This window comes from Jatrophihabitans telluris (assembly GCF_023516435.1).
Taxonomy (GTDB): Bacteria; Actinomycetota; Actinomycetes; order Mycobacteriales; family Jatrophihabitantaceae; genus Jatrophihabitans_A; species Jatrophihabitans_A telluris.
The window spans coordinates 2,977,102-3,001,689 of sequence record NZ_CP097332.1; the positions used below are offsets into that span (position 1 = coordinate 2,977,102).

Genomic DNA, 24,588 nt, shown 5'->3' on the forward strand with positions numbered 1-24,588 from the left:
GCGGTTTCGACCAACAGCAAATCGCCGACAACTGGCCAGTCGTGTCGAAACGCCCATTCGGTTACATCGGCCGTGGGCATTTTCGCCTTGCGTACAAGGGAATCGTTCACCTGCATTACACGACATGACAGCGGAGTGACGGCGCTGTCATCTTCCTTTTGCCGCCGCTTCCCACCCCGCACAGTTCGCTCCAGAACTCTGCGCCCATGTCCAGTGGCGCGGATCGGGGAGAGGAAGGGCCTAGTCGTGAAGTCACATCCGACCAGCCTGATGCGATTCGCCAAGGCCGCCCTCGCGGCCACTCTTGTTGTCGCCGCGGTGCAATCGATGCAGCTGAGCAAGGCCGTCAAGGCGCAGGCCGCCGACGCGCCCGGCAGCATCACCCTCTCGGTGGCCAGCGCGAAGACCGTCGGCGGGGTGAGCACCGTCGGTGACCCGATCACCTCGTACAAGTGGATCGTCAACCTCGACGACACCGGCAACCCAGGCACGATCAGCAACCAGGGCACCGGCCAGTGCCTGCCCTCGACCGCTCAAGGCGGCTCGACCGACCCCAACTACGCCGACACCTGCCAATGGCCCTCGGTCCGGGTCACCTCAGGGTTCGCACCGATCGTGGCCCAGGGCACCCAGGACGACCTCAACGCCACGAAGGCGCTGGCCGATCTGCCCGTCGGCAAGTACCTGATCTCGGTCACCTCGGACGGCTACAAGATCGACGGGCAGCACTTCACGGTCACCTCCGGCAGCAGCCAACTGGTCAAGGTCGCCATGAACGCCACTCCCCTGCCGCTGACCACCCTGCGCCTGCAGGTCTTCAACGACAACGCTCCGGTCGATGCGACCTACGAGGTGGACGCCGAGCGCGGCCTTCGCGGATTCACCGCCACCCTCACGGACGTGTTCGGCCTGGTCAGCACGGACTACTACGGCAACGCGCTGTGCACCAAGTACCTGCACGACGCGGCCGGGCACATGACCTTCACCGGCACCAAGCCCGACATCGACCCGACCTCGACGGGTAAGTGCGTCAGTGACTCCACCGGGCAGATCGTGATTCCGAACCTGGGACCGAACCGCTTCGCCGCCACGGTCGCGCCGCCCGTGAGCCAGACCGGCCAGTGGGTGCAGACCACCACCCTCGAGGGTGGTCACGACCACGACATCTGGTCGCAGGAAGGCGCCACAGGCTACGACACCGAGCAGACCAAGGGTGCCGAACTGGTTCCGTCCGTGCAGTTCGGCTTCGTGCGCAAGCTACCGTCGGTGATCGCCCGCGGAGCAGCGGCCGCCACCGGCTCGATCACCGGAACCGCCATCGCCGGATTGCCCTACATCGGTGGGCAGAACGGCCAGGTCTCCCCGGAGACCGGCCTGGCCGGGGTGAAGAGCGGCGGACCGATCCCCAACGCCTGGGTCGCGCTGTCGGACCTCGGCGCCGGTGACGCGCAGGTCTACACCGCTCAAACCGACGGCGCCGGCAAGTTCACCATCCCGCACGTACCCAACGGCAGTTACCAGCTGTCCATCTGGGACGACGACCAGGACTACATCCTGTGGAGCTTCAACGTCGACGTCGCCAACGGCCTGCCCACCGACGTCGGCAACAAGATCATCGTCGGCTGGTTCAGCCACGTGTACGGCAAGGTGTTCATCGACTCCAACGGCAACGGCAAGATGGATCCGGGCGAGAAGGCCGTGCCTCAGTTCGGACTCACGGTGCGCGAGCGCGACAACACGCTCATGGACCAGGCGACGAACACCGTTTCGACCAACGACAGCGGGTACTACGACATCCGCGAGGCCTACCCGCTGGGCAAGTGGCTCATCCTCGAAGGCTTCAACACCCGTTACCAGACAACGGGAATCACCTACAAGGCGGAGAACGAGACCAAGTCCACCACACAGCTGGGCAGCCTCGTCGACATCAACTTCCTGCCGATCATCGGCCTGGGCGGCGAGATCGACTGGGGGGTGCAGCCCTACGCGGCCGGCACGAACGGCGGCATCGTGGGAACGGTCAGCTATGACACGACCCGCAACGAGCTCGACCCGGCCGACGCGGTCAGCGAGAGCTACCAACCCGGCATCCCGAACGTCAAGGTGCACCTGTACGTCCCGGTCGCCTGTGACGCCACCACGCCGGCCGACCACTGCCGGCAGGGTTACCAGCTCAACGACGACGGATCGATGAAACGCGGTCCACAGGTCGCCGACACGTACACCTCCGAACAGTGGGCTCCGCCCAAGGGGTGCACGGCACGGCAGTACAACGGCCAGCCGCTGACCGATCAGCAGGCGCTGCCGGCGTTCGGCACGACGGCCAACGCGCTCTGCGTCGAGGCGCCGATGATGGGGATGCAGGTCGGTGCCAGCGACTCCGCCGGCGGCTCGCAGACCGTCAACGGCAACTACGGCTTCGGGACGTCCGACATCAATCTGTACCCGCCGGGCAATCCGAAGAACCCCGCGCCGAACCACGACCTGGCGCTGTACGCCAACATGGCCGACAACGGCTACCACCCGCAGGACCTCGCTCCGCTGGACTACCTGGTGGGCGTGGACATTCCCAACGACCCGGTCGACGGCAAGCCGATGTACAAGGTGACCACCGAGGCCGACGTCAACGTCTTCTCCGGCGACAGCTACGTACCCCAGGAGAACTACCCGCCCGCCAGCCAGGCCGTGGCCAACCAGCAGGACCAGGGTGCGCAGCTGAACCTGCCCACTCCGCCCTCACAGCCACCGTCCCAGCAGGCCGGCATCATCTCGCCCTGCGCAGGTTCCCTGCACACCGTGACCGTCACCAACCCGGACTTCCTGGCCGCCGGCGGATCACCGTTCGAAGGCCAGCAGCGCCCGTACTGCACGGACAAGCTCGTCACCGTGCGCACCGGCCAGTCGACTGCACCGAACTTCAACCTCTACACCGACGTCCCGATCCCCACGCACTTCTGGGGCCTGACCCTCAACGACCTCGGGCTCTCGCTCGACAAGCGCAGTGTCAACTTCGGTGAGGCCCAGGGCCTGCCCTACGTCCCGGTCGGTCTCTACGACTGGAGCGGTCGGCTGACCTACACGACGCACACCGATTTCAACGGCCTGTACGAGGCGCTGGTGCCTTCCACCGACACCTACAACTGCCCCGTCCCGGCCGGACCCTGCCCGAACATGTATCGCTTCGTGGGCAACGATCCCGGCGCGTCCAACGCACCGAACGCCGACTACAACCCGAGATTCCGCACCATCGCCACGAACTTCCAGGCGTGGCCGGGTCAGTACACGGTGACGGACGAGGCACCGACCCAGGTGGCCACGACCGCGTTGGCTCCCGACACGACCACCGTCAACCCGACCCAGTGCGATCTCGGACCGAACACCCCGCAGTTGCTCGCCGTCGACCGTCCGTTCGTGCGGCGCAGCGACGCCAACCGAACGCTGACCATCAAGGGCTTCGGCTTCGGGGCGGCCCGGGGAACGCTCACCCTCGGTGGCGTCACGCTCGGGACCACGGCGGCAAGCTGGACCGACACCCAGATCGTGGCCACCCTGCCGACCGGTACGGCGCTGCCGACGGGTGCCCTGCCCTTGAGCATCACCCGGTCTGATGGTCGGGGCGGCTTCAACACCCTGACCATCCAGAGCCTCGGCAACTACTCGCAGAACTCCGCCGGTGACAACGCGTCCAACCCTCGCGTCGTCGAGGTCGGGCCCGGGGCCAAGTCGGCGCAGACCTTCGCGCGCTACAGCACCATCCAGGCCGCGCTGGAGGCCGCCCGCCCGACTCGGCAGGCACCGTTCTGGGTCGTGGTGGTCTACCCCGGCACGTCCACGAACCTCAATCCGCAAGGCCAGTACGACGAAAACGTGATCGTCCACCACCGCGTGCACATCCAGGGCGTCGGTCCGGGTGGATTCCAGCCCGACGGAACGTTCGTACCCGGATCGATCATCGACGGGTCGGGCTTCAACCCCGACAACCCGTCCGGCCTGAACTGGATCGCGCTCCTGTCGTCGCTGCGCTACAGCGGGAACCCGGCGGTACCGGACGCCGCGGCGGTCACCGTGCTCGACGATCCGGCCGTGACGAACGGAATCCTCGACCCGAACTACCGGCTGACCTTCGACGGCTTCACGGTCACCGGTGGCGCGCAGTCGGACTTCCCGGCCAACATCAACGAGCTCACCGGCGGGATCAAGACCCCGTACGGGGCGGCGGGCGCGCTGGTGACGCAAGGCGGCGGGATCTACCTGCACAGCAACGTCCGCAACATGCAGATCACCGACAACATCATCCGCGGTAACGGCGGCTCCTACGGCGGCGCGGTTCGCGTCGGCACCCCGTACGTCAGTGGGAACAACAACACCGACCTACGGCTGGCCAACAACCAGATCCGCGACAACGGCGGGACGAACCTGGCCGGCGGGGTCGGGCTGTTCGCGGGCAGTGACGGCTACGTCGTCGATCACAACGCTCTGTGCGGCAACTTCTCCGCCGAGTACGGAGGCGCGATCTCGGCCTTCGGCTACCAGGAGGCGGCCAGCGGCACGCAGTCCAAGGGCGGCACGATCACCAACAACCGCATGTGGTTCAACGCCTCCTACGACGAGGGCGGCGCGGTCATGATCGCCGGTGAACTGCCGGCCGATCCGACCGGGTTGTCGCAGGGCACCGGCCGGGTGCTGATCGACTCCAACGTCATCCAGGCCAACCTGGCCAACGACGACGGCGGCGGCATCCGGCTGCTGCAGGTGACCGGCTCCGCGGTCGGCAACCGTAACCAGGCCGAGAACCAGACCATCACGATCAGCAACGACACGGTGGCCAACAACGTCTCGGCTCACGAAGGCGGCGGTATCGCCCTGGACGACGCTCCGTTCGTGCGGATCGTGAACACGACGGTGACCAAGAACCTGACCACGGCCACGGCCGTGACCAGCGACGGCTCGCCGGCGCCGGCCGGCTTGTCGACGGCCACCAACAGCGATCCTCTGCAGGCCCAGCTGACCAAGCTGAACAACACCGGGGTCAACACCACGACGTTCAGCAAGCCCACGCTGCTCAACGACGTCTTCTGGGACAACCGAGCCGGTAACTTCGACGGCGGCGTGGTGTGCGGCATCGACTCGGTGACCTGCCCGGGAATCGTCAACTGGGACATGGGTGTAACCGACGACCAGAGCGCCAGCCTGGCCCCGACCCACTCGGTGGTCCAGGACCTGACGCAGGTGACCAACGACGGCACGCTCAGCCAGAACGACCCGTCGTTCGTGTCCAACTACAACGTCGACGTCAACATCCTGGCCTCGCGGACCTACCCGGCCTTCCGGCAGGCGGTCATCGTGGCCCAACTGTTGCCACCTTCGCTGATGGGCGATTACCACCTGAGCTCCACGCTGTCCTCGGCCTACGGGCTGGGTGCGGCCAACACCACGGTGACCTGGGGCGCCGGCGCCGGCCGGTGGACCTACGTCGTCAGCGCTCCCAGCGCCGACATCGATCGCCAGCCCCGCCCGGGAACCGGCCGGCGCTGGGATGCCGGTTCCGATCAGTTACTTCCCTGATCAACCGACCCAACGGCCTCGTCGAGGACACCCCCCGGTCCTCGGCGGGGCCAGCTGGACCGACCTTCATGCCGCGTTACCCAGTTTGAGGAGAGTGCACCGTGACCGAGAATCCCCTCCCGCGCGGCCTGAGCCGACGGACCTTCCTGGCCGGCGGAGCAGGCGTGCTCGGAGCAGCCGCCGTAGGCACCCGCCTGACCAGTGCGCATGCGGCGACGCCGATGGTCGCCGCCGTGCCGAAGCCGACCGACCCCAGTTCGGTGAACGTGCACCTCGTGGGCACCGACGGCTGGGTCGCGATGCCCGGCGCTCCGGACGATGCGCCGTTCTTTCCCGACACGTTGGCACCGTCGCCCTTCAACACCTACGTCTTCGGCTTCCGCAATGTCAGCGGATTCAGCCCGAGCCAGATCGCGGCCGAACGCGGCAAGGCTCAGATCAGTGCACCGATGATGTACTTCGACGAAGAGGACGACATCTTCATCACCCTGACCAACCTCGGGCTGTCCCAGCGACCCGATCTCTACGACGGGCACACCCTGCACTGGCACGGTTTCGTCAACGCGATCCCGCTTTTCGACGGAGTGCCCGAGCTGTCGCTGGCCGTGCCGATCGGGCGCGATTTCACCTACTTCTACAAGCCCCACGACGCCGGCACCTACATGTATCACTGCCACTTCGAGGACGTCGAGCACGTGCAGATGGGCATGACCGGCATGGTCTTCGTCCGTCCGCGGCAGAACCAGACCAAGCACGGCGTGGACCCCGCCTTCGCCGCCGGGAGGCCCACCCCATGGGGCGGCACCGTGGCCAGCACCATCCCGCCGGGCAAGTACGCCTACAACGACTACGACGGCTCCACCCGCTACGACCGGGAATTCGCGTTCATGGTCACCGAGCTCTGGTCGGCCGCCCACTACCGCGACGCCCACATCCAGGTCAACGACTGGACGGACTACGACCCGAGCTTCTGGTTGCTCAACGGGCGCGCCTACCCCGACACCGTGGCCCCGAACTCCGGCACGGCCGGCGCGAACGTGTTCCCCTCCGGCGCCCTTCCGGTGCTGGGTGCGGACCCGGCCGCGACGGCCAATCGCCTGCAGTACCAGCCGATATCTTCGTTGATCAGCTGCGAGGTGAACAACAAGGTCCTGCTGCGGCTGTCCAACCTCGGCTACCAGAATCACGCCTTCACCGTCGACAACATCGACCTGAGCGTGATCGCCAAGGACGGCAGCCTGCTCAAGGGCCGCGACGGAACCGTCAACTACCTCACGACCAACACGGTCGATCTCGGTCCCGGGGAAAGTCGCGATGTCATCTTCACCGCGCCGTCGCAACCGGGCCGTTACCTGCTCTATGACCGTCACTACTCCTACCTGAACAACGGTGGGGGCGCCGGCTACGGCGGCATGGTCACCGAAATCCGGGTCGGCGCCGCCGGCAGCCTCGGCGCCCAGTCCCAACCCAACCACTGACAACGCATCGTCGAGGAGACGCCATGAAACATGTGCAGAAGCCCTGGCTTCGCCGGATGGCCCTGGTCGCCGCGATTGCGTCGACGGTGGCCACTGTCGTCTCGGTCGCGCCGGTGTCGGCGGCGACCACGGGCAACAGCGAAGGTATGCAGTGCGAGACCAACTCGCGCTCGACGTTCAATCTCACCGCCGCCGACGGATACATCTCCACACCGGACGGCAACTCCATCTACATGTGGAGCTACGGCGACGCCACCAGCGGGTTCCAGTTGCCTGGGCCGACTTTGTGCGTCACCGAGGGTGCCACGGTCACCGTCGTGCTGCACAACAGCCTTCCCGAGCCGACGTCGATCCTGTTCCCCGGGCAGTCCGGGGTGCTCGCCGACGGCAAGGCCGCGCAGCCGCAGTACACCACCGACGCGGCGCCGGCCCTGACCTCGCTCGTGCAGTCGGCCTCGGCCAACGGCGGCTCGGTGACCTACCAGTTCACCGCCGGGACGCCGGGAACCTACCTCTACACCAGCGGTACCGACGTGAAGAAGCAGCAGCAGATGGGCATGTTCGGCGCCCTGGTCGTTCGCCCGTTGGGCTCGCCGGTCAATCAGGTCAACCGCCGCACCGACTCGGCCTTCGCACCGGGCAAGGAATACCTGTTCCTGCTCTCGGAGGTGGACCCGGACGTGCACCTGGCGGTCGAGCGCAACCAGCCGATCGACTGGTCGAGCTATCGGGCCCGGTACTTCATGATCAACGGCCGGTCGATGCCGGACACGCTCGCGCCCAACAACGCCTCGTGGCTGCCGAACCAGCCCTACGGCGCGCTGGTGCACGTCAAGCCGTGGGACGCGGCCAACAACCCGTTGCCGGCCACGATCCGCTATCTCAATGCCGGGACCGTGAACTACCCGTTCCACCCCCACGGCAGTGATGAGCGGGTAATCGACAAGGACGGCCATCCGCTGGTCGGCCCGAGCGGGCAGGACCTGAGCTACCTCAAGTACGACCTCGACGTCGGTCCCGGGCAGACCCTGGACACCTTGATGGACTGGCACAGCGAATACGACGTGACCAACAAGCCGATTCCCACCCAGCTGCCCACGATCACCGACCAGTTGCTGGTCGGTACCGACACCTGGTTCTCCGAAAGCGGCTACCTGGGGACGAAGAATCCGACTCCGACCACCATCACCAACAACAACGAGTGCGGCGAGTACTACCACATCGCGCACAGCCACGCCTTGCAGCAAGCCACCAACTACGGAGCGACCTTCGGGGGAATGATGACGCTGTTCCGCATCGACCCGCCGTCCGGTTGCCCCACCAAGTGAGGGCCGGGACGATGAGAGTTCGTATCGCCAATCGCCGTTCGCCCCGGCGGGTCACCGCCGCGGCGCTCGGGACCACGATGGCCGCGCTGTCGCTGGTCGCGTTGCAGGCCGGCATCGCCGGAGCCGGGGCCGCTGAGCTGCCGGCTACGGCCCGGGTCACGGCGGCCGGGCTTCGTCCGGCCATCGCGCCGGTACTGGGAGCGACGACGCCGACCTCGGTCGGGCGCCTGACCCCGCGCGGTTGCACCGGCACCGGCACCGTCGCCTGCGACCTGTACGCCAAGGCCGGTTCCACCACCATGCCCGGCACCGTCGCGGCCATCCCGATCTGGGGATTCGCCACCGACGCCACCAGCGCGGTCACCGCGCCGGGGCCGGTACTGGTGGTCAACCAGGGCGATCGCGTCACCATCACCCTGCACAACGGGTTGAGCGGACAGTCGATGTCGCTCGCGCTGCCCGGCCAGCAGGGCGTCAGCGGCGCCGGCGACGACCTCACCGGGGCGGCCGCCGGTTCCACCGCGCAGTACACGTTCACGGCCTCTCGTCCGGGGACCTTCACCTACGAGGCCGGTCACACCCCGCAGGGGGCGCGCCAGGTGGCGATGGGTCTGGCCGGCGCGCTGATCGTGCTGCCCAGCACGGCCGGTTCGGCCTACGGCAATCCAGCCGACTACCCGAACACCACCTATGACGACGACGCGGTCCTCGTGCTCAGCGAGATCGATCCCGCGCTGAACACCAGCCCTGACCCGCTGGCCTTCGACATGCGCAACTTCGCGCCGAAGTACCGGCTGGTCAACGGTCATCCGTTCCCATCCGGCACGAGTTCGATCGCGACCGATTACGGCCACAAGGTGCTGGTGCGCTACGTGAACGTAGGCCAGCAGACGCATCCGATGGGCGCGCTCGGCACGACCCAGCTGGAAGTCGCGCAGGACGGCCATCCGGCGCATTACGCCACCACCGTCGCGGCCGAGTCGGTCGACCCGGGCACCACCGTGGACTCGATCATCACGATGCCGGGCAACCGGGCGATGGACGGCACGGTCAGTGCCACCACCCCGACGAAGGTCGGCCTCTACGAAACCAACGGCAGCCTGGACAACGCCGGCGCACTGACCGGCGACACCCCGGCCCAGGTCGGATTCGGCGGCATGCTCGTCTTCCTCGACACCCAGGCGCCGGTCAACCCCGGTGACTTGACCGGTCCGACCTCGAAGGCCCTCACGGTCGGCCCGAATCCGTCCAACGCACTGTCCGACGTCACGGTCACCGCCACCGTCAGCGACGCGGCCACCGGCTCCAGCGCGATCGCCGCCGCCGAGTACGTCATCGACGACGACGCCGCATCACCCATCGCGGCCGCCAGCGGGGTACCGATGACCCTTGCCGCCACGGGCCAAATTACGACGACGGCCACCGGGACCATCCCCGCCAGCGTGCTGGCGGACCCGACCTTCGCCGCGGGCAAGCACATCGTCTACGTTCGCGCCAAGGACGTCCAGGGCAACTGGGGCGCCGTCGGTTCGGTCGTTCTCAACGTTCCCAAGACGGGACCGGCCACGACCGGTGGGTCACTCACGCCGAACATCACCAACGGCACGGTTCCCATCGACATCTCCGCCACCGGTGACGACTCCGGCGCCGGCGGGATCATCACCGACGCCGAGTACTTCCTCGACACCCCACCGGCGAGCTCTGACTACGGTCACGGCACAGCGATGTCCATCAACCGCCAGGCATCCGTGGTGTCGGTGGACGCCACCTTCGATCCCGCGAGCCTGGCGACACCACTGGCCGAAGGCGTGCACCACGTCTACGTCCACGTCAAGGACGACCTGCTGGGCTCGGGACTGTGGGGTCCGGTGCTCGACCTGCCGCTGTCCATCGACCGGACCGGACCGGTCACCCAGGGCGCGACCCTGAGTCCACCGGCCACCAACGGGATCCAGGGCGATGCCAGCAACCCCGGCTACCTCAAGCTGACCGCTCAGCTCACCGATCAGGGTGTGCTGCCGCAGAACATCGTCGACGGCGAAGCCTTCTTGTCGACGGTGAAGGCCGACGGCACCGGCCTGCAGCTGATCGCCATGGACGGCAAGCTCGACAGTCCCGACGAGCACGTCTATGCGCTCATCCCGCTGTCGCAGATCAAGGCCTACAAGGACGGCACCCTCAAGGTGTTCGTGCACGGCCAGGACGCCGCCGGCAACTGGGGTGACGCCACTGCCAACCCGGCGACGCTCGTCATCGACCGGATCGCGCCGAAGCTCACCGGACTCAGCGGCGTGCTCGGACCGTTCGGGCAGCCCGGGGTCGCGTTGAGTTCGGCCGTCACCGAGGCCAACACCCTCAGCGCCGCCGAGGTATGGACCACCAATACCGATCCGGGAGTCGGCAAGGCGACGCCGGCGACCCTGTCGGTGAGCAACGGAGTGGTGACCGCCCTGGCCTCGATGCCCGCCACCGCGGGGGCATACAACTTCCATCTGCGGGTCAGGGATCAAGCCGGAAACTGGAGCAACGCGGTTCAGGCCACCGTCTCGGTGTTCAACAGCGCGCTGCAGAACACCACTGGCTGGAGTCGTAGCGGGTCCCCGTTGCCGAGCGTCTCGGCTGCGGCGAAGCTGCCGAACAACGACGAGCCCGGTTCCACCTTGGGCCTGCCGGTGAACGGGTCCAACACCGCCAGCGCGCAGTTCCTGGCCAGCGCGGTGTCCTCGGCTCAGGGCTACCACGCCCGGTTCCGGTTCGCGGCGAACACGCTGAACTCGCAGGGTGCCACCAACACCGTGACGATCTTCAGCGCCACCACCGCGACCGGTCTCACCAGCAACACCGCGACCAACGACGTGTTCTCGCTGCAGTACCAGGGCAGCGGGAACACAGCCCAGATCCGCGGTGTGCTCGGCACGGCCACCACGGCCTGGATCACCATCGGTACCGGGCCGCACACGATCGGGCTGGACTTCAAGGGAGGAGCCACGTCCAGCCTCACGCTGACCATGGACGGAACCGCTCTCGGCGTGACCGGTGGAGCCACCACAGCCATCCGCTCCAACCGGCTGGGCTTCGTCCGCAACGGTGGCACCGGGCTCACCAGCACGGGAACGGCGTACTTCGACAGCTTCTTCTCGGTCTTCTCGGTGACGCCGTAACCACCGGGGTGGGTCGCGGCGGCGGCGCTGCGACCCACCCGTCGGCACACCGCGGAGATCGCTCTGAGACACCGCACAGCCAAGCGGCCTCACGCGCCGCACCAAGGGGGAAACAATGATCACGAGCACGCCGACCGTGGGACAGCCTGCTCCCGCGGACCGGATCAGATCATGGATGGGTGGACGCTGGAGCACGCTGTTGCTCGCGCTCGCGGTGACCGTCGTCCTGAGCGCCGGCGGGATCGGCCTGCGCACGGTCGCCGCGCATCGGCACAGCAACGCCAGCGCCGTGGTTCCGCAGAGCCAGGCCATGCAGCAGAGCCTGGGCATCCGGTTCTCCCGGGTTGCGGTGGTGGCCGACGGCGGGCTCATCACCCTGTCCTACGTGGTGCTCGATCCGGAGAAAGCCCAGCGTTTCCAGGCTGATTCGGCCCATCCGCCGAAGCTGACGAGCGAGTCGCGCTCGCTGAGCACCACCCGGGTTTCGCTGATGAAGCAGGGCCACACCCTCACCGCCGGGCAGACCTACTACCTGGTGTACGAGAACACCCGGGGCGCGATCCGTCCCGGTGAGAAGGTCACGATCACCGACGGCTCGCTGACGCTGGCCCATTTCCCGGTCCTGCGATGACGCTGGCCCGCCACCCCGTCGCCCCCGCTCGGCACGCGGCGCGTCCGCGAACACCAGGGTCGCGGGCCCTGGGCCTATTGGCGAGTGCGGCGGCGATCCTGCTCACGGCGATCACGCTGACGCTGCTGTTGCCGGGCGCCCCCGCCGGGGCGCACGCGTACCTCGAGTCGAGCAATCCCGCCGACGGGGCGGCACTGTCGGCGGCACCGCACGGCATTCGACTGTCCTTCAGCGAATCCGTCGTCCTCGGTGCCAGCAGCGTGACCCTCGTCGACGGCGACGGTAGGCGGGCGCCGGTGACCAACCTGCGAATCGAGGCCGCCGATCCGAGCGAGACGGAAGCCCCGGTCGCCATGGTGGCAGACGTGCCGGTGTTGGCCGCCGGGGTGTACCGGCTGTCGTGGCAGACGCTGTCGAGCGATGATCTGCACCGCACCCACGGGGTGATCGTCTTCGGTGTGCGTACCCAGGTCGCCGCGGCCGGACAGCACGAGCCGCTCCCCCGGCCGGTTGAGATCCTGGCCCGTTGGCTGATGTTCGCGGCCACCGCCCTGGTGATCGGCGCCGGCCTCGCTCGCCGCGCCTACCGGGACGAGGACTCGGTCACCGCCCGCCGCAGCGCCCGAGCGGTGCTGCTGATCGGGGCCGGGACGGGGGCGGGCGCGGCCCTCGCCCTGCTGCTCTACCAGGCGGTGTCGGCTTCCGTGCCGATCGGCGACGCGCTGACCGGGCGGTACGGCCTGGGCTGGTACGTCCGGCAAGCCGGCTTCGTGGCGGTCGCGCTCAGCGCCCTGTTCGCCGGGGACCGTCCTCGCGAGGAACGGGCCCGCCCGGCCCGCATCGGGCTGCGATCGGTGAGTGTTGCCGGCCTGGCGGGCGTCCTGCTCGGCAGTGCCCTGACCGGGCACGGATCAGCCGGCGGCCCGACCCGGCTGACGATGGATGCCCTTCATCTCGGGGCGGTCTCCTGCTGGATCGGCGGTCTGGCCGTGATCCTGTGGTGCGGTCGCGGGGCCGAGCGCCGAGCCGCGCTGGTGCGCTTCGGACGCCCGGCCGGCTGGAGCGTCGCGTTGACGGTGGCCACCGGCCTCTACCTGGCCGGCGCGGAGACGGTGTCGCTGGACGCCATCGCGCGCACGTTCTACGGACGGACCCTGGTCCTCAAGGTGGCCCTGGTGGTGATCGTGGGTGTGCTGGGGGGCCTCAACCATCGACGCCTGCGCCGCCGGAGCGGGACACCGCGGGCGACGGTGCTCATCGAGGCCGCGGTCGGGACCCTGGTGGTGCTGCTCGCCGCGGTGCTGACCAGCAGCCAACCGGCGCGGGAATCGATCTACCTGGCGCCGCCGGCCCCTTCGGTGGCGGTGGACCAGGCTCGCGCCGACCTTCAGCAGACGTTGACCGTCAAGCCGAATCAGCCCGGGCAGAACGTCGTTTCCGCGGAGGTGTTCCAGACTCGTCGCCCGGCTCCCGGGCCGATCACCACGGTCCGGATCGCGCTGCGCCGGTCGATTCGCGACAGTTGGTCACCGGCCGGCGCGGCACAGGCGGCCGGTGACGGGCGTTGGTCCCTGCCTATCGAGCTGTCCACGGCCGGTGCGCTGCAGATCCAGGTCACGACCGTACGCGCCGGGCTGCCCGCCGTGGTGACCGAATTCCCCTGGACCGTCGGCGTGATCCCGGGAAGCCGACCGAGCGTGCTGCTGTCCGATCGGGCCAGCGGTCCGGGTCTGCGTACGGCCGGATTCCTCGCGGTCCTGCTGATCGGCGGCGTTGCCGTCCTACTCGGCGTCAGCGGCGGCCACGGTGGCGACCTGAGGGCCCGGGCCGGCGGTGCTCGCGCCGGCGATGGCGGGACCGGCCCCACAGCGCCGGAACCCGGGCCCGACGGCGCGACTCAGGACGGGCCCGCGGTCCTGGCCCTGTCCGGCAAGACGGGTGCGGACTGACCGCACCGTGGTTCGCTGATCCCCCTCAGCGGCCCCGGCCGGCCGGCGACCAACCCGTACGTCGCCGGCCGGCCCCTTTCGTGACGTGCATCCGGTATGGGCGACGATCGTCAGGATCCGGCGGGATCTGTCTCCAGGAACAGGGCCTGGCGGGGGCACGCGTTGACCGCTTTGCGGGCGGCACGAACGTCCGAGGCGTGCTCGAGTTCGCCGTGGACGATGGGAAACCCCCAGCTGTCAAGGGTGATCTGCCGTGGAGCCAGATGCGCACAGAGGGCCACCCCGTCGCAGGCCACCGGATCCAGGCGCAACCGGCGCGGGCTCTCAGTCATGCAGACAGCCCTGGGACTGCAGATGCCGGCGGACATCCGGGGCGAAGACCTGCAACGCGCTGCGGATCAATCGCACGGCACCGTCGGGGTGGTGGCAGGCCCCGCGGCCGTCGATCTCGGCCAGGAAGCGTTCGAGCTTGGGCAGATCCCGCCGCCGGGGGCGGCCGTCGGCCAGCACCTGCATGAGATCGGCGACGGCGGGCAGCCCGAACAGGCACGGTCCGCACTGGCGGGCGCTGGCCTGCGCCAGGTACCGCACGATGGTTGCGGTGTAGCGCAGCCCGCATCGGCGCTCGTCCAGGGCGAGCATCACCCCCGCGCCGAGCACCGGACGCGGCACGCCGAATGGAGTCGAGGTACCGGTCGGGGTGCCGCCGAGCGTCTCGAAGCGATCACCGGACCACCAGGTCCCGCCGTAGCCGCCGAGCAGCACGGCCTGTGGGCGCACGGACACCCCAGCCCGGCTCAGTGCCCGGCTGAGCCGGTCCGTTGGCGTCAGCTCGACCACTGTGCGGCGCTGGCCGTGCGCGACGGTGACGAGGTATCGGTCAGGTTGCTGTCCGCGGGCCAGCAGGCCGATGCACGCCAGGGTCTCCACGTTGTGCACGAGGGTCGGACGCCCGTGCACGCCCGCAGTGGTAGCCGGCACTCGGCGGAAGGACGGCAATGCGCGGCGACCGGACAGGGAGTTGACGATCACGCTGGACTCCCCGGACAGGTAGTGCTCGGCCGCCAGCTCGATCCGGACCGCGGGCTCGGAGGGCAGGTGGGCACGCCGTTCGGCCAGCGCCCGGGTCACCGCCTGGCGGCTGGACGTGGCCGATTCGTGCAACCACACCACCGTTTCTTCCGCGCCGACGGCTTCGGCCGCGCTGGCCAGCCCGTCCAGGACCAGGTGCGGTCTCAGCTGCAGCAGCGCGGCGTCCTTCGCGCTCAACGGCTCGCTCTCGGCCCCGTTCGCGACGACCATCCCACCCAGACCCGCACGCAGGAAGTCCTGCCACTTTCGGGCGACCGGAAAAGCGGCCCCGCCCCGTCCGGCCAGCTCGTGACCGTTCACCGCGTCGAGCAACTCGTCTCCGGCCAGGCCGGTCGCACTCGGCCGCGGGCCGAGCTGGGCACCGTGGGCCGCCAGGTCCTGCGCACCCGGTGCGCGGACGAGATCGTCGCTGTGCGGGCCGAACACCGCGAGACCGTCGATGAGAACGTCCTCAGGCCCGTCGGGGGCCTCTACCAGCTGCAGCCGGGCGCTCACCGGGCCAGCTCCGCTACCCGGTCGGCCGGAGTCTTGGCGGCGTAGCGTCCCACCGCGACGATCAGCACCAATCCCGCGGTCACCAGGTACATCGCCGTCAGCGCGGCCGTGTCGCCACCGCCGAAAACCCCGTGCAGCCAGACGAGGATCAGGCTGATCGAGGACACCTTGTGCAATGGCCACCACAGCCAGCGCGGCACCCTGGTGGCCAGCGCGGCCGTGACTCCGGCCAGCAGCCCGCACCACAGGCCGACCAGGCCGAGGGTGGTCGCCACCGGTCGGTAACTGGCTCCCATCGGCAGGAGTGCGCCGCGCCATCCGACGCCGGCGTAGCGATCCATCCCCAGCACCACAATGTGCAACGCGATGAAGGCCAGCGTGAACACGGCGAGCGCGACATGCAGGCGGATCCGGTTGGCGTTGCTGGGTCGCTGAATCCTCGACCGCCACGGATGGGACAGCACCAAGCCCATGAGCACGAGAGTCACCAGCAGCAGGTAGGCCGTGACGCCGGAGGCTCGGCCGATGATCCAGGGGGCCATGCGGTCACCCGCGACGGACTGGGCGACCCAGCCCACGATGGCCAGCGTGATCGCCGCGCTCAGCGCTACGGCCAGGATCAGCCCGAGGCGGCGCACGATCCGCCGCGGCGCCGCTCCGGCCTGCGTTACGGCCATGAGGGCCGCCAGGTGAGCACCGTCGCCGCGGCCGAGTTCGCCGCCACCACGCCGGCCTCGTCGACCCACACCGCGGGGCGGCCGACCGACTCGGCGGCCGCGGCAATCCCGGATCGGCCCGCCAGGAACAGGGTTTTACTCGTCACCTCGGCCCGCGCCGGATCGGGATCGACGACCGTCACCGACAGCACACCGCCGCGACTGGGTGCTCCGGTGCCGGGGTCGATGATGTGGTGCACCGGGCGGTCACCGGCACGCCAGCTGCGATGGCGGACGGAGGAAGTGGCACAGCTGGTCTCGCTCAGCCGCAGTACCGCCGACGGGTCCGCACCCCCATGCGGATCCTCGACCCCGACGGACCAGCCGGCTCCGGACGGGCCGTCCCCGCCGAGCACACAATCGCCGCCGGCCTCGACCAGGAACCAGTCGGACTCGGCCGCCCGCCTCCGGACCAGGGCCTGCCGGGCCCGGCGCAACGCGAAACCCTTGCCGATGCCACCCAGGTCGATGGGGTGGCTGCCGAGCCGGATGGCTGACCCGTCCGGGTCGAAATCCGGCGCCCAGCCTGACGCGGCGGTCGCCGTGGCACTGAGGTCGACGGTCACTGGGTCGGTGCGTTCGGGCTTGTGCGTGAAGGCGAAACTGCGGTTGTAACCGATGGCCAGCAGGGACGTCAGTACGCGGGGATCGAACCGCCCGCCGGTCGCGCGGTGGGCGAGGAAGGCCTCGTGTACCGCCTCGAAGCACGTCGCCGACACCACCACCCACTCGCCGGGATGGCGGTTCAGGCGGGACAGGTCACTGTCGGGATCGAACCGGGAGCATCGCCGCTCGACGTCGGAGAAGATCTCCTCCACCTCGGAACAGGCGCCGGCCGGATCGGGTGAGGACGTCGGCAACTGGACCGAGATTCGGGAGGCCATCGCGGTGAATCGGTGCACCGGCGGCACGACGGCCCACCGGCGATCCAGCGTGGGCAGATCGGTTGCGCGCATCCTCAGCCGCCGGAACCACCGGTTGAGGTCTGCACCGGAGGCGCTGGTGCCGGAGCCGGCGGCGGCGCGACCGTGACCGGAGGTGCCGGGGCCGGCTGGGGGGCGACGCCGGTAGACCCGGTACCGCTGCCCGATCCCGTTCCGGTCGCGCCACCGCCGGTGGCACCGGTGCCGCCGGTCCCCGAGGTGCTGCTCCCACTGCCACTGCCGCTGCCACTGCCACTGCCACTCGTGCCGGAGCCGGCGGTGCCGCCGGCGGTACCGCCGGCCGACCAGTTCGTCCCACCCGATCCGCCCGTGGCACCGGTAGCACTACCGGTCCGGCTTCCCGCCCCGGCACCGGAGGATGCACGTTGCAAGCTCGACAACTGCTTGCTGAGCGCGGCGATGGAGCGGTCCAGCCGGCTGAGGTTGTGCTGGCGGGCCGACAGCGACGTAGCGAGGTCATGCTGGCGCTGCTGCAGCGAGGTCTCGGCGGGGTCGGCGACCGCCGCCGCTGGATGGGCCTTCGATGCGACCCCGGACGCCGCGGCGGTAGCTGAGTGTTCGGGTGTCGAACCGATGGCCCACGCGCTTGCCACCCCGAACACGGCGGCCGCGCCCGGGGCCGCGACCAGCACCAGGTGCCAGCGGGCCCGGCGGCCGGTGGGTTCAGTCATCGGTCGGCCCCGGGCTCGGGGTGCCGCCGTGATCATGTTGATCGGACCCGCCGTCGGACGGACTCGTGCTGGGCGAGCCGTGGTCGTCGCCGCTGCCGGCCGAGCTGCTGCCGGACCCGGACCCGGCGCCGGACCCGCCGGTGCTGGCACGCGTCGGCGCCGGAACCGGACTGGATTCCTCTGCCGACGGGGTCCGGGCGACGCTGCTCGCTGCAGGTACCGTTCCGGGTCCACCGTTTCGGGCCCCGCCGGACGCCCCGCCGGCCGCCCCGCCGGACGCCCCGCCGTTCGGGTCAGCCGCTCCAGCCGCTCCAGCCGCTGCTGCCGCTCGGGCTGCCGCTGCTCGGGCCGCCTTCGCCGTCGCAATCGCGCTGGCCAGCGTGGCGATCCGTTTCTGGCGGGCGGCTTCCTGCCTGCCGGTCAACGTCAGCTGCGCCTGCAGCTGCGCCAGCTGGCGCTCGTCGCTGGCCAGCCTGGCGGCCGCCGCCTCGGCCGCGGACGAATCCGTCGACGACGCGCGGGCGGCCGTGGCCGGAGTGGATTTCGAGTGTCCCGAGGGCACCTCGGCGATGGCCACGCCGGCGCCGACGAGCAAACCGCTCACCGACGCGGCGGCGGCAAGGGCACGAGCTGTTCGGTTCACGATCACGCTCCTGGGATCTGTGGGTCGGGCGGCGAGGCACGTCGCGGTTCGGTGACGTCGCGGTTGGATGACGTCGTGTTCGGTGACGTCTCGGGTCCGCTCCTGCGCACACGCTCCGTCACTGCAAGTCATCGACACGAAACAGTCCGGGGTTACGCGGCGGCGAAAGCCGTGGCGATTGCCCGTTTTTGCCGGAGTTGTGAGGCGTGACAGCCCAGTCATGCTCCTTGCCACCTGACGAAACCGCCGGTAAGACTCATGCCTGCGCTGCCCTGCCACAGGCTGGCCGAGACCGGCTCGGGGCAGCGAGGACGTGAGGCGATGGCGGCTCTGTCCGAGGAAGCGGTGCTGGCTGCGCAACGAGGCGAACCGGCCGCGCTGAACGAGGTATACCGAGCACTGTCCCCCGCGGTGCTCGGATACTTCGTGTCACGGCGCGTCGAGGACCCCGAGGGTCTGACCAGCGAGGTCTTCCTTGCCGTGCTTCCCCGGCTGACCTCGGTCACCGGTGGGGTCAGCGGCCTGCGCAGCCTGGTCTTCTCCGTCGCCCACGCCCGCCACGTCGACGACGTCCGTCGGCGCAGTCGACAAGTGCCGACCGTCGGCTACGAGCCTGAGCTGGACACCCGGAGCAGCCCGGCCGCCGAGGACGCGGCGCTGGCCAACGACGCGCAGGCCAGGGCCATCGAGCTGCTCGCATCGCTGCCGCCGGACCAGGCCGAGGTGCTGAGGTTGCGCATTCTCGGCGACCTGTCACTGGAGCAGGTCAGCGAGATCATGGGCCGCAGCCAGGGTGCGATCAAGCAGCTCCAGCGCCGCGGCCTGCTCGCCCTGCGCGGTGTGTTGTCCGCCGGCGGGGTAACCCGATGAGCCGTGGCAGCGATAACCAGGACGAGATGAACGCCGACGAAGATTTCACCCCTGACGGTGCCGGGCCGGACCAGGCACCGCTGGCCGCCGAGCTCGCCCTCGATCCGGTGCTTCGGGCCTTTGCGGCCGAACTGCGGAGCCTGAGCGAGGTGGCGCCTCCGGTGCCGTCCCCGGCGTTGGCCAGCCGGCTCGACGGGGCCGCCCAGTCCTCGTTCGCCGGCAGACGGGCTCACGCCATCGTCGGTTCCATCCTCGCGGGGGCGGTCGTGATCGGCGTGTCCGGCGCAGCCGCCGCGACCGACCGGCTGCCGATCGTGTCGCACCTACGGACCTCGACCCACACCAGCACCGGACCGTCCTCGACCTCGGGCGGGGGCAGCAAAACGGTCCCGGCGGCCCCGGCGGCCCCGGCGGTCAGGCGCCCCAGCCAGTCCGGTCCGCATCCGGGGGCATCGCTCGTCCCGACCGGGCCCGGCCCGTCCCAGTTGCCTGGAACCGGGAGCAGCGGCAGCGGGTCCGAGCGGGAAGGCGCCGGCTCGCCGGGCCGCAGTCAGGCACCGGGCGAGGACCGTGGCGGCTGGACCGGGTCGTCATCGTCGCAAGATCCCACCCGCAGCGCTGAACCCGGCGAAGGCACCGGGGGATCGGGATCTGGCGACAGCGAGTCGAGCAGCCCGCCGAGCAGCGCACCGAGCAGCCCGCCAGGCGAGGGTTCGCCGTCCGGTGAGGACCGTCATCACAGCTCACCCTCGGCCCCGCGCTCGACGCCGCCGGCTGCATCGCCATCTGAGCCGTCCCGCTCGCACGACGAGAGTGGAGCCTGACCGGCGACGTCATTTGGACAGCTGTTCAGGCGGCGAGTCCGAATCCGGCATAACCTGCATCTGGCAGAGCAGTCCGCCCGACCGTCCTCAGGGGGACAGATGCAGATTGGCCCTATGTAGATGTCTCTCGACATTGACCGTGGCGATCCGATCCAGGCGAAGGTTCGTTTCATCCTCGACTCCGACAATCCCGTGGGACGCGTATCGGTGGTCGGCTCCTTCAACGATTGGACCCCAGGATTGGACGAACTGTCCGACGATGGCGACGGAACCCGCAGCGTGACTGTCGGCCTGCCGTACGGACGGCAGTTCATCTTTCGCTATCTGGGACCCGGGGATCGCTGGTTCGACGACCCGGATGCCGATCGGGTCAGCTCCGCGGGCTCGATCATCGAGGCGCTTCGGCCGCTGCCCTGACCTCCGCACGTCCGACTGAGAGTGAGCCACGATGCTGAACGACATTCAGGCGGACGCCGAGCACGCCGCCGGCATCGAACGGGATTTCACGCAACTGGCCGTGCTGCTCGCGACCCAGCCGACCGTCGCGGCCACCTTGCACTCGATCGTGGGCAGTGCCGTGGCCATGACCTCGGGGGCAGAGCAGGCCGGGCTCACCGTCCGGCGAGGGCCGACCTGGTTCACGCTGGCCGCCACCGGGCCATTGGCTCGCCAGATGGACAAGCTTCATTCCGAGTTCGTGGAGGGTCCCAGCCAGGACTCGTTGCTGTTCAGTCACGCGCTTTCGGTTGATCATCTCGGCACCGATCCGCGGTGGCCGGTATTCGGCCCCGGGGCGTGCCGGCAGACGGGCGTGAACAGCGTGGTGGCCCACCAACTGGTGTTGGACGCCGACGTCGGGTCGGTGGCCGTGCTGAATCTGTACTCGCGGCAGCCCGCTGCGTTCGCCGGGCTGGACCGGGGAATGCTCGACGGGCTGATCACCCATTCGGCGATCGGTCTGGCCAAGGCCGAGGCCAAGCAGCACAGTCAGGAACTGCGTAACGCCCTGGAGAGCAATCGACGCATCGGGACCGCGATCGGCATCCTCATGGCCCTGCACAACGTGAGCGAGCGGCAGGGCTTCGACCTGCTCCGGACGTGCAGCCAGCACCGGCACCGCAAGCTGCGCGAGATCGCCGAGGATGTCATCGAAACCGGCACCCTCACCCTCTAGTCCCACCCGTCGCGCGCGTGCCCCCACCCGTTGCGTGCCCTCACCCGTTGCGTGCCCCAACCATTGCGCGAATGGGCGGTTCGGGCGCGAATGGGCGCCCACAACTGCCCATTCGGCGCCGAACCGCCCATTCGCCGGGTACAGGGGTGCTGGGGGTACTGGGGTACTGGGGTCCTGGGGGGTGCTGGGGGTACTGGGGCGCTGGGTCCTGGAGGAGCTGGGGTGCTGGGGTGCTGGTGTCAGTCGGTGGGTGCGAGCATCGTGCCGCGACAGCCCGGGCTACCGCACGCGCACCGGTACAACAGCCGCTCGTCGGGGTCCTCGTCGTCCTCGATGATCAGGTTGTAGTCGAGGGTCAGTTCCTCCCCCGCGCTCACGTCGTGCAGGGTGCTGATCACGACACGGCCGTCGTCCAGTTCGGCGGCACAATTGGGGGCACAGCTGTGGTTGATCCAGCGCGCGGCGTTGCCACCGCTGCCGCCGTCGATGACCTGGTCGTCGCCCAGATCGAAGTAGAACGTGTGACCGGCGGTGCCGGCGGCGTTGTAGCGATCAGCGGCCTCCTGCCAGCTGATGCGCTCGCCGGTGTACTCGATCACCGTCTCCTCGGCCTGGAATCGCCTCGTGGCAAAGGCGCCCCGCCCGTGCACGGCGGACTTGCGGATCGAGATCGAACGCGAGGTCACCCCCTGATCCTGCCAGTTGGCGTCGACCGCTCCTCGCGCCAGCGCCGACACGCCGGACCAGCAACCGGGCCAGCGGGCAAAACGGGCCAAGCCGGGAGAGGATTTGCCTAGCTCTGCCGAATCCTTGGAGACATCGTGCCGCTGTTCGTTCTGTTCTTCATCCTCCTGCTCACCGCCATCGCCCTGCTGGTGGCGAGCCGGCGCTCGCTCGGCGCGGCATCGATCTTGCGGCTGACGGCGATCGGGGTCGCGGTCGTGGCGATCATCTCGCTGTTCTTCTCGACCTTCACCACCGTCGGGACCAAGAACCTCGGCGTCAAGACGATCGGGGGACGGCCGGTCGGCTACCTGACCAACGGCTACCACTTCAAGGAGCCGTGGGTCACGGTCACCGAGCTGACCAACGCGGTGCAGACCGACACCTACGCCAGCGACGGCTACGGAAAGGGCCCGCAGGGCGGAGCGAATGCCTCCTGCATCAACGTGCGGATCGCCCGCCAGGCAACGGCATGTGTGAACGTCTCCATCCGCTGGCAAGCCACCGGAACCGGCATCGACTACCTCTTCCGCAACTTCAAGGACAACGAGAAGATCACCGACAACCTCGTGCTGCGCGACCTGCAGCAGGCGATGAACGAACAGTTCACCGCCTATGACCCGCTGGGCATCGACAACAACGGCAACTCCACCAACCGGCCGCTGTCCAGCGCCGGGGGCGGCAGCTACTCCTCCGCGGTGCTGGCGATCATGCGTAACGACATCGGCCAGTGGATCGACGTCCAGTCGGTCATCGTCCCGTTGCTCAACTTCGACCCGGCGACCCAGGACCGGATCAACCAGCTCCAGCAACAGGTCGCCCAAACCCGCATCGCCGTGCAGGCAAAGCTGACCGCCGACGCGCAGGCCGCCGCCAACCGGGCGTTGGCCGCATCGGTGAACAACAACCCCGGGGTACTGACCTCACGATGCCTGGACATCCTGCAGGACGCGGTCAACAAGGGCCAGGCGCTGCCCGCAGGCTTCTCCTGCTTCGGCGCCTCGACGACCGGGATTGCCGTGTCGGGCAAGTGATGCCGAACCGCGATCGGCCCGGCGGTATCGACGGCGCGCTAGCCGAGCAGGGCCCGACCCAGCCAGTCCTCGGCGTCCCGAACTCCCGGCAGGGTGAAGAAATACCCGCCGCCGGTGGGTGAGATGTAGTCCACGAGCGGTTCGTCGATCAGTCTCTTCTGGGTCGCCTCGAACTGGGTCACCGGGTTTCGCTGGAAGCAGTTGAAGACCAGGCCCATGTCGAGGTTGCCGTTGACGTCCTCGCCGCGGTCGTAGTTGTAGCCGCGTCGCAGGATCCGGCTGGGGTCGGTGGCGGCGGTCCGCGGATTGGCCATCCGGATATGGGCGTCCATCGGGATGACGCTGCCGTGCGGATCCTTGCCGTACTGCGGGATGTCGCTCTCCTGGGCACCATCCAGGGGCGCTCCGGTGTCCCGGCGCCGGCCGATCATTTTCTCCTGCTCGTTGAGCGAGACCCGGTCCCAGAACTCCACGAACATCCGGATGACGCGCAGCACGTGGTAGGTGCCGCCCTGCGCCCAGGCCGGCTCACCCGGGCCGGCCCACAGCAGTTCCTCGGCCAGCGTCGCCTGCGTCGCGACCGCGGGGTTGGCGATCCCGTCCTTGAAGCCGAGCAGGTTGCGCGGCGTTCCCGTCGGCGCCGGTGGGGACGTGAACCCCTCGATGCGGTACTTCACCTGCATCGCCCCGCGCGTGTGTTTGGCCAGCATCCGCAACGCACGCAGGGTGCTGTCCCGGTGACCGGCGCAGATCTGGATCACCAGGTCGCCGTGGGTCTGCCTCTCGTCGAGATTGTCGTTCGGGAAGCTCGGCATCGGCGTGAGGTGGGCGGGCTTGTGCGGCGCGAGGCCGAACCGGTCGTCGAACAGCGATGCCCCGACCCCGACGGTGATCGTCAGGCCGTCGGCCGGGGCGTCCGTTCCGAGCACGGCATTGTCGGTGGGCGGGGCGCCGATGCCGGCGTCGGGGAGCGCGCCACCGGCGGTGAGTTGCCGGGCCACCGACGTCACGCTCCGCATCAATTGCGCGAGCCCGGCGCGGTCCGGCGCGGTCACATCGAAGACCGCGAAGATCGCCGCGGCCGGCGCCGGAGTGGTGATGCCCGCTTGGTGCACGCCGTGAAAGGCGACGGCCGGCAAGCGGTCGTCCTTGGTCGCCGTGATCGGCACGCCGGTGTCGGTCGAGGAGGTGTCGGCGTGGGCGCTGACGGCAAACGGCACGGTCGCCGCGGCCGAACCAGCCACCCCGGCGCCCAGGCCCTTGAGGAACGTTCGTCGATCCAGACTCATC

The 24,588-nt window shown here is 69.2% G+C and carries 19 protein-coding genes; 11 read left to right on the plus strand and 8 right to left on the minus strand.

The features are described 5' to 3' along the window. Window positions 1–246: 246 nt before the first annotated feature. The 6 genes from M6D93_RS13830 to M6D93_RS13855 all read left to right on the plus strand — a co-directional run bounded on the left by M6D93_RS13830 (window position 247) and on the right by M6D93_RS13855 (window position 14,112). The gene (locus M6D93_RS13830; RefSeq protein ID WP_249769890.1) at window positions 247–5,565 is read left to right on the plus strand and encodes an IPT/TIG domain-containing protein; all 5,319 of its coding nucleotides are present in this window, start codon (window positions 247–249) and stop codon (window positions 5,563–5,565) included. A 101-nt stretch (window positions 5,566–5,666) separates the two neighbouring features. Beyond that, on the plus strand, window positions 5,667–7,043 hold the full coding sequence (locus tag M6D93_RS13835; protein WP_249769891.1) for a multicopper oxidase domain-containing protein: 1,377 nt from the start codon (window positions 5,667–5,669) through the stop codon (window positions 7,041–7,043). A 23-nt stretch (window positions 7,044–7,066) separates the two neighbouring features. Then, window positions 7,067–8,371: a multicopper oxidase domain-containing protein gene (locus M6D93_RS13840; RefSeq protein WP_249769892.1), complete on the plus strand. Its 1,305-nt coding sequence runs from the start codon at window positions 7,067–7,069 to the stop codon at window positions 8,369–8,371. An 11-nt stretch (window positions 8,372–8,382) separates the two neighbouring features. Continuing rightward, entirely contained in the window at window positions 8,383–11,532 is a 3,150-nt protein-coding gene (locus M6D93_RS13845; protein ID WP_249769893.1) for a multicopper oxidase domain-containing protein, read from the plus strand. Window positions 11,533–11,647: 115 nt separating this feature from the next. Continuing rightward, complete coding sequence (locus M6D93_RS13850) at window positions 11,648–12,163, plus strand: hypothetical protein (protein WP_249769894.1); 516 nt, start codon at window positions 11,648–11,650, stop codon at window positions 12,161–12,163. After that, window positions 12,160–14,112 (plus strand): copper resistance CopC/CopD family protein, encoded by a 1,953-nt coding sequence (locus M6D93_RS13855; protein WP_249769895.1) that lies wholly within the window; start codon window positions 12,160–12,162, stop codon window positions 14,110–14,112. The genes M6D93_RS13850 and M6D93_RS13855 overlap by 4 nt, the downstream gene beginning before the upstream one ends. Before the next feature lie 110 nt (window positions 14,113–14,222). On the opposite strand, the gene M6D93_RS13860 is transcribed toward M6D93_RS13855, so the two are convergent. The 6 genes from M6D93_RS13860 to M6D93_RS13885 are packed head-to-tail and all read right to left on the minus strand — an operon-like array spanning window position 14,223 to window position 18,673. After that, the gene (locus tag M6D93_RS13860) at window positions 14,223–14,444 is read right to left on the minus strand and encodes a ferredoxin (protein WP_249769896.1); all 222 of its coding nucleotides are present in this window, start codon (window positions 14,442–14,444) and stop codon (window positions 14,223–14,225) included. Continuing rightward, a complete protein-coding gene (locus tag M6D93_RS13865; protein WP_249769897.1) occupies window positions 14,437–15,699 on the minus strand; it encodes an NADH-ubiquinone oxidoreductase-F iron-sulfur binding region domain-containing protein in 1,263 nt (420 codons plus the stop codon). Before M6D93_RS13865 ends, M6D93_RS13860 begins: the two co-directional genes overlap by 8 nt. Next, a complete protein-coding gene (locus tag M6D93_RS13870) occupies window positions 15,696–16,376 on the minus strand; it encodes a hypothetical protein (protein ID WP_249769898.1) in 681 nt (226 codons plus the stop codon). Before M6D93_RS13870 ends, M6D93_RS13865 begins: the two co-directional genes overlap by 4 nt. Then, a complete protein-coding gene (locus tag M6D93_RS13875) occupies window positions 16,367–17,371 on the minus strand; it encodes an FAD:protein FMN transferase (RefSeq protein ID WP_249769899.1) in 1,005 nt (334 codons plus the stop codon). Before M6D93_RS13875 ends, M6D93_RS13870 begins: the two co-directional genes overlap by 10 nt. A 2-nt stretch (window positions 17,372–17,373) precedes the next feature. Further along, window positions 17,374–18,030, minus strand: coding sequence for a hypothetical protein (locus tag M6D93_RS13880; protein WP_249769900.1), 657 nt, complete (start codon window positions 18,028–18,030; stop codon window positions 17,374–17,376). After that, entirely contained in the window at window positions 18,023–18,673 is a 651-nt protein-coding gene (locus M6D93_RS13885) for a hypothetical protein (protein ID WP_249769901.1), read from the minus strand. The genes M6D93_RS13880 and M6D93_RS13885 overlap by 8 nt, the downstream gene beginning before the upstream one ends. A 321-nt stretch (window positions 18,674–18,994) precedes the next feature. Between M6D93_RS13885 and M6D93_RS13890 the strand changes: the two genes are divergently transcribed. The 4 genes from M6D93_RS13890 (at window position 18,995) to M6D93_RS13905 (ending at window position 21,541) form a co-directional block, all read left to right on the plus strand. After that, entirely contained in the window at window positions 18,995–19,543 is a 549-nt protein-coding gene (locus M6D93_RS13890; RefSeq protein ID WP_249769902.1) for an RNA polymerase sigma factor, read from the plus strand. A gap of 26 nt (window positions 19,544–19,569) precedes the next feature. Next, a complete protein-coding gene (locus tag M6D93_RS13895) occupies window positions 19,570–20,367 on the plus strand; it encodes a hypothetical protein (RefSeq protein ID WP_249769903.1) in 798 nt (265 codons plus the stop codon). A gap of 120 nt (window positions 20,368–20,487) precedes the next feature. Further along, window positions 20,488–20,784 (plus strand): isoamylase early set domain-containing protein, encoded by a 297-nt coding sequence (locus M6D93_RS13900; RefSeq protein ID WP_249769904.1) that lies wholly within the window; start codon window positions 20,488–20,490, stop codon window positions 20,782–20,784. Between the two features lie 31 nt (window positions 20,785–20,815). After that, window positions 20,816–21,541 (plus strand): GAF and ANTAR domain-containing protein, encoded by a 726-nt coding sequence (locus M6D93_RS13905; protein WP_249769905.1) that lies wholly within the window; start codon window positions 20,816–20,818, stop codon window positions 21,539–21,541. 239 nt (window positions 21,542–21,780) lie between these two features. Here M6D93_RS13905 and M6D93_RS13910 read toward each other — a convergent pair whose 3' ends face one another. Next, window positions 21,781–22,227 (minus strand): SET domain-containing protein, encoded by a 447-nt coding sequence (locus tag M6D93_RS13910; RefSeq protein WP_249769906.1) that lies wholly within the window; start codon window positions 22,225–22,227, stop codon window positions 21,781–21,783. 135 nt (window positions 22,228–22,362) lie between these two features. On the opposite strand from M6D93_RS13910, the gene M6D93_RS13915 reads away from it, so the two are divergent. After that, complete coding sequence (locus M6D93_RS13915) at window positions 22,363–23,298, plus strand: SPFH domain-containing protein (RefSeq protein WP_249769908.1); 936 nt, start codon at window positions 22,363–22,365, stop codon at window positions 23,296–23,298. 38 nt (window positions 23,299–23,336) lie between these two features. Here M6D93_RS13915 and efeB read toward each other — a convergent pair whose 3' ends face one another. Beyond that, window positions 23,337–24,587 carry an iron uptake transporter deferrochelatase/peroxidase subunit gene (gene efeB, locus M6D93_RS13920; protein ID WP_249769910.1) on the minus strand — a complete coding sequence of 417 codons (1,251 nt, stop codon included), beginning with the start codon at window positions 24,585–24,587 and terminating at the stop codon, window positions 23,337–23,339. Window position 24,588 lies beyond the last annotated feature (1 nt).

What these genes read in the sequence shown, in the direction of transcription:
- M6D93_RS13860 (WP_249769896.1), bottom strand. Translation starts at nt 14,444, where the DNA reads ATGACTGAGAGCCCGCGCCGGTTGCGCCTGGATCCGGTGGCCTGCGAC.
- M6D93_RS13845 (WP_249769893.1), top strand. Translation starts at nt 8,383, where the DNA reads ATGAGAGTTCGTATCGCCAATCGCCGTTCGCCCCGGCGGGTCACCGCC.
- M6D93_RS13900 (WP_249769904.1), top strand. Translation starts at nt 20,488, where the DNA reads ATGTCTCTCGACATTGACCGTGGCGATCCGATCCAGGCGAAGGTTCGT.
- M6D93_RS13840 (WP_249769892.1), top strand. Translation starts at nt 7,067, where the DNA reads ATGAAACATGTGCAGAAGCCCTGGCTTCGCCGGATGGCCCTGGTCGCC.
- M6D93_RS13895 (WP_249769903.1), top strand. Translation starts at nt 19,570, where the DNA reads ATGAACGCCGACGAAGATTTCACCCCTGACGGTGCCGGGCCGGACCAG.
- M6D93_RS13875 (WP_249769899.1), bottom strand. Translation starts at nt 17,371, where the DNA reads ATGCGCGCAACCGATCTGCCCACGCTGGATCGCCGGTGGGCCGTCGTG.
- M6D93_RS13880 (WP_249769900.1), bottom strand. Translation starts at nt 18,030, where the DNA reads ATGACTGAACCCACCGGCCGCCGGGCCCGCTGGCACCTGGTGCTGGTC.
- M6D93_RS13870 (WP_249769898.1), bottom strand. Translation starts at nt 16,376, where the DNA reads ATGGCCGTAACGCAGGCCGGAGCGGCGCCGCGGCGGATCGTGCGCCGC.
- efeB (WP_249769910.1), bottom strand. Translation starts at nt 24,587, where the DNA reads ATGAGTCTGGATCGACGAACGTTCCTCAAGGGCCTGGGCGCCGGGGTG.
- M6D93_RS13890 (WP_249769902.1), top strand. Translation starts at nt 18,995, where the DNA reads ATGGCGGCTCTGTCCGAGGAAGCGGTGCTGGCTGCGCAACGAGGCGAA.
- M6D93_RS13905 (WP_249769905.1), top strand. Translation starts at nt 20,816, where the DNA reads ATGCTGAACGACATTCAGGCGGACGCCGAGCACGCCGCCGGCATCGAA.
- M6D93_RS13855 (WP_249769895.1), top strand. Translation starts at nt 12,160, where the DNA reads ATGACGCTGGCCCGCCACCCCGTCGCCCCCGCTCGGCACGCGGCGCGT.
- M6D93_RS13850 (WP_249769894.1), top strand. Translation starts at nt 11,648, where the DNA reads ATGATCACGAGCACGCCGACCGTGGGACAGCCTGCTCCCGCGGACCGG.